This is a genomic window from Pseudoalteromonas sp. T1lg76 (assembly GCF_002964725.1).
GTDB lineage: Bacteria > Pseudomonadota > Gammaproteobacteria > Enterobacterales > Alteromonadaceae > Pseudoalteromonas.
Map to the genome: position 1 here is coordinate 1 of NZ_PQCE01000114.1, position 5,041 is coordinate 5,041.

Sequence of the window (5,041 nt, forward strand, 5' to 3'; positions counted from 1 at the left end):
GGCGGCGCTGATCAGTGCCTGCAAAAAGCAGCATGTGTCCTGCGCCTGTGTGGTACATGGCATTGGCGAGCGCATTTTAAAGCACAAGGTGCCTCAGTATCTGGTGCAGCATCCGGATATTATCGCCATGCATCAGGCGCCATTGGAGTATGGTGGCCGGGGTGCCTTATTGATTCTGATTGACCTACCGGTGGATGTCAGTCCACTTCTTTAGTAACGCACGCACACATACATTATCAGGGCCCGCCATGGGCCCTAACCCATTACTCAGATGCCGCTTCGTAACCGAAAATAACATTCGGCAACTCGGCAACGCCTTGCTCCGTCAGAGGTGGACTAAAGTAATAACCCTGCACCACAAAGCAGTTGTTAGCTTTTAAGAACTCCATCTGCTCCCGGGTTTCCACCCCTTCGGCCACCACATTAAGGTTCAGCTTTTGCGCCATGGCAATGATCGCCGCGGTGATCGCCATATCGTTCGGATCGTGTGGAATATCCTGCACAAAGGAACGGTCGACCTTAAGCACATCGACGGGGAAACGCTTAAGGTAGTTGAGCGACGAATAACCGGTGCCAAAGTCGTCGATGGAAATCGACACTCCAAGGCGTTTGATATCGTGCAGTTGAGAAATAGCGGTATCCACATCTCCCATCAGCATACTTTCGGTCAACTCCAAATGCAGATTCTTTGGCGCCACCTTGGTTTGCTCAAGAATATTGGCCAAACAGGGGATCAGGTTGGCATCTTGGAACTGGCGCACCGACAAGTTCACAGAAATATTTGCTTCCAGCCCGGCTTGGGCACGACGCGCCGAGAAACGGCAGGCTTCACGTAAGACCCATTCACCGAGTTCAACAATGAGGCCGGTCGCCTCGGCAATAGGAATAAATTTCACCGGCGAAATCGCCCCCTGAGTAGGGTGTGTCCAACGTATCAGGGCCTCAAAACCCAGTACCTTGCCGGTACGGCTATCAACCTGAGGCTGATAATTAAGGTGGAACTGACTGTCGCGAATCCCCTGACGCAGCTCGTTTTCAATATACAGGCGTTCATTGGCGGCGGCGTTAAGCTCACTGGAATAGAAATGATAGGTGTTCTTGCCCTTGGCCTTGGCCTCGTACATAGCCAAGTCGGCATGTTTAAGGAGTTGGTCTTCCTCGCTGCTGTCGTCCGGCGCCATGGTGATACCGATACTGGCGCTGACAATCACCTCATTATTTCCGAGGGTGATAGGCTGGTTCAAGGTGCGTTGTATGGTGTGGGCCACGTCTTTAGCACGCTCTTGACTTTCAATGCCACTGAGCAGCACGGCAAATTCATCGCCGCCAAGACGCGCAATGGTATCCTCGGTACGCAAACGGTTCTTCAAGCGATTGGCCACCTCAACCAGCAGTTGGTCGCCACTATCATGGCCCAAGGTATCGTTAATACGCTTAAACTCATCGAGGTCGAAATAAAACAGGGCGAAGGCATAATGACCACGCTCGGCCAGTGCCATGGACTTGCGCAACTGCATGCGGAAGAAGGTACGGTTAGCCAAACCGGTCAGGGTATCGAAATAAGCCAGTTGCTCCATTTTGCGTTGGCTTTCTTTAACGAAGGAAATATCCTGCGCCGACACCACATAGCTGTTGACGCCCCCTTCCTCATCACGGATAGGTGAAACACTTAAGGATACCCACAACGCATGGCCGTCGATTTGCTCCAACATGGTATCACCACGCCAGTAGTTGCGGGTGCGTAAATCGTATTCGATATCATCGTTAAATATCGCCATTTCTTTGGCAATGACGCTCAACAACTTAGCATTAGTAAAATGTTCTTCATCAAACCCGGTCATTTCCAGCATTTTCGGGTTTACGTATTCGATTTGCAGCTGATAGTTGGTGATCAACACACCCGTTCCCGAGTGCGCCACCGCCTTGGACAAACGATTGGCGGCCTGCTCGGCAATGTCTTTTTCTTTAATACGTTGATTCAGGCCCGTGATGGTATTGATCAGCTCCACACTCATGTCTTTAAAGGAGCCGTTAAGCACGCCTATCTCGTCCTTACCCTCGGGTGGAAATTCGGTGTCCATCTTGCCCTTACCGAAGCTGGAGACCGCATCCACAAGCAGATAAATACGGCGCAATACCAGTTGATACAGGGCCTGATGCAGTAACAAGGCGACCAGGATAGCATAGAGAATAAACAGCCCTAAAAACTTAAGCTGCAACGCCTCCAGCGCTTCGAGCGCACTGGATTGCTTACGATAAATACCCACATACCAATCCAGGCCATCAACCTTGCTGATGGTGGTCAGGTATTGTTCGCCGTCATACTCAAATTCTTCGGTCATGGTCGGCAGTTCGAGACGTAAGGCATCACCAACTAATTTAACCAGTTGGGGATTAATAAAGTCCGACATACGCAGTGTTCGGCCTTCACGGCCATAACGCTGATAGGTGGCATCATCCAGGTTTGGATGCGCCAACAATTGACCCTTGCCATCCACCACAAACATCTGCTGATGCTTATCGTCAATGGGCAAAAAGCTTAGTAAGTTGCTTAGTTCGATATCGGCGCCGGTCAGCGCGGTGTGCTTATCGTTCTGATAAATAGGAGTCACTATGCTAACCACCCATTTACGGCCGACCCTATCGTAGTAAACCGGGGTCCACACCGCGAGTCTGTCAGGGTTTTGCTCTGGGCCGACACGGTTGAAGTTAACCGCATTATTCGCGCGATAATTTTCCGGTGCATCCATGGCCCAGGTTGAAGGGGCTATGCGGACAAAGTCGTCGGCGGTTAACAGGTAAAAATTAAAAAACTCTTGTGTCAGCGTGGGCGATATAATGCGCCAAAGCTCCTCGGAGCGGGTGAACAACTGTTGATAATAGGAAGAATAATTGGCTTTTGGCATTACCGCCGCGCTAATACCATCAGGAGTGATGCTGCGCAGAGTTGACTCATCGGTGGTAATAAACTGCGGCATTGGCGCGCTGTAGCCGAGCTCGCCGGAAAACAGTTCGCGAGCCACGACCGCATTGGCTTGTTCGGCAATATTGGTTTTACTATCAATTAATTGCCCAAACTGACCGATAAACCGCGCACTGTACTGGTTTAATTGCTCATTTTCCTGAAACATTAACTGCTTTTGCTCAGACTTCAGCATAAACACCGCAGCAAAAATGCCGGCGATCAGGCATATAGCCGAAATCAATACCGAGAGCTTTATGCTTAACGAATGTATGCCAAATCGAGATGGCGGACGCCTATAAACCACAGCCGATCCTTTTTAAGTATCTGGTTTTTTATTATTTTAGCCAGCTAGCAAATATAACAGCCACAGCGTTTATGTATAGCCCTTTTTACGCGAATCTTCTGCTAACCCTCCAACAACTAAGACAAAAGAATTAACAACAAGATCAATATAGTCGTTATGGGAACAAACGCCCAAAAAATTAATGCCTTAGTCTTGAGTCTGGGGGGATTTTGGGTAAGCAACGAGCGCCGATAAATATTTACCCTATTACCGCCATTGGCCTATTGACTTTTAGCCGTCCGAGCCAGTAGATTGAAGCTATGAACATTATCTCTTTCGTATTTTTTCGCTTTTTTATCTACCACCCTTGTTAGGGAGGCGCGAGCGAGTACGTGAGATTCACACACATGCTAAGGCCTCCCACACGGGAGGCCTTTTTCGTTTTGGGAATGAGGAAACCTAATAATGACCAATGATACGCTCCTGGCACTGCGCCGAGACATCAATGAAATCGACTCTGAGCTGTTGATTTTATTGGCAAAGCGCCGCCGCATCAGCCATTCGGTAGTGGAATATAAAATCGCCAATAACAAGCCCATTCGCGATGAAGCGCGCGAGCAGGAACTACTGGAAAAGCTGATCAGCTACGGTAAATCCCTCGGCCTGGATGCCTACTACATTAACAGCGTCTTTCAGCGGGTACTTGAAGACTCGGTACTGCACCAGCAAGCCATGTTGCAGCAAAACCTCAACCCAGAGGTATTGGGCGAGACCAATCGGGTGGCGTACCTTGGCGGCCAGGGCTCCTACTCCCAGCTGGCGGTGCACAAATATTTCAGTCGCCGCCCTGGTAAGCTGGTCGAGATGGGCTGCGCCCAGTTTGATGAAATCACCGGCGCGGTGGAAAAAGGCCAAGCCGACTTCGGCGTCCTCCCTATTGAGAACACCAGCTCGGGCAGCATCAACGAGGTATTCGACCTGCTCCAGCACGCCCAGGTCTCGATCGTAGGCGAGGTCACTCACTCTGTAGAACATTGCCTCTTGGTTAAACCCGGCACCGAGCTGGCGGACATAACCAAGCTTTACGGCCACCCCCAACCCTTTGCCCAGTGCAGTCGCTTTATTCAAGGTTTAAATGAAGTACAACTGGAAAACTGCGATTCCACCACCAGCGCCATGAAGGCGGCCTTAAGTTGTGATAACAGTGCCGCCATCGGCTCTGCGGAAGCCGGCAAGCATTTAGGTCTGGAGGTATTAAAAACCGGCATAGCCAATCAAAGTGAGAACCACAGTCGCTTTATCGTGGTGGCGCGTAAGGCGATGCAGGTATCGACGCAAATACCGACCAAGACCACCCTGATTATGGCGACCGAGCAGCATGTGGGCTCGCTCGCCGATGCGCTTATGGTCTTTAAGGAGCATGGTATTAACATGGTGAAACTGGAGTCACGCCCGGTCCCGGGCAACCCCTGGGAAGAAGTGTTTTATGTTGATTTAATTGCCAATCTTGCCGAGCCCAAGGTGCAGCGCGCCCTTGAGGACCTTAAAGATCATACTCAGTTTGTACGTATCCTGGGTTGCTATCAAAGCGACTCGTTACAAGCGGTGGAAGTAAACTAACTTAAAAAACTAACCTAAAAAAAGAGCCAGAAGCAATTACTTCTGGCTCTTTTGCGTTGTGGGCAGGTTAATTGTCAAGGCCAATTAACTCGATTTCCGCCAGTTGTACCAAGCCATCATTATTGGCATTTTTACTGATACTCAGGCGATAACTGCTGTAGGCGAAGCCGTTG

The 5,041-nt window shown here is 50.1% G+C and carries 3 protein-coding genes; 2 read left to right on the forward strand and 1 reads right to left on the reverse strand.

Annotation, left to right across the window (positions count from 1 at the left end):
• Positions 1-214 (forward strand): Smr/MutS family protein (locus tag C2M35_RS15510; protein ID WP_199774440.1); only part of this gene is annotated, 214 nt, incomplete at its 5' end.
• Positions 215-263: 49 nt separating this feature from the next.
• Here C2M35_RS15510 and C2M35_RS15515 read toward each other — a convergent pair.
• Positions 264-3,269, reverse strand: coding sequence for a bifunctional diguanylate cyclase/phosphodiesterase (locus C2M35_RS15515; protein ID WP_105190099.1), 3,006 nt, complete (start codon positions 3,267-3,269; stop codon positions 264-266).
• Between the two features lie 444 nt (positions 3,270-3,713).
• On the opposite strand from C2M35_RS15515, the gene C2M35_RS15520 reads away from it, so the two are divergent.
• Positions 3,714-4,868 (forward strand): chorismate mutase, encoded by a 1,155-nt coding sequence (locus C2M35_RS15520; RefSeq protein WP_105265706.1) that lies wholly within the window; start codon positions 3,714-3,716, stop codon positions 4,866-4,868.
• The last annotated feature ends 173 nt before the right edge of the window (positions 4,869-5,041 follow it).